Consider the following 238-nt stretch of genomic DNA (forward strand, 5'->3'; position numbering starts at 1 on the left):
AGCAGCAAAACAAAAAGTTGACGAAGAAGTTACAAAAGCAAAACATAGTATTGATCAAGCAATAACAAATAGTGATGTAGATCAAGCAAAAGATAGAGGAACTGTTGCTATAAATAACATTCAGCCAGAAGTTGTAAAAAAAGAGACAGCTAAGAATGCTATTGATCAAATTGCATTAACTAGGAAAGCCATCATTGATCAAACACCTGATGCAACGACAGAAGAAAAAGAAGCAGCG

General features: G+C 34.5%; 1 protein-coding gene. It reads left to right on the forward strand.

Annotated elements, in window-relative coordinates:
* Positions 1-238: DUF1542 domain-containing protein (locus HMPREF2930_RS11895; RefSeq protein WP_176745776.1), on the forward strand; the 238-nt coding region annotated here is incomplete at both ends.

The sequence above is a fragment of the Staphylococcus sp. HMSC068C09 genome (assembly GCF_001813735.1).
Lineage (GTDB): Bacteria > Bacillota > Bacilli > Staphylococcales > Staphylococcaceae > Staphylococcus > Staphylococcus hominis.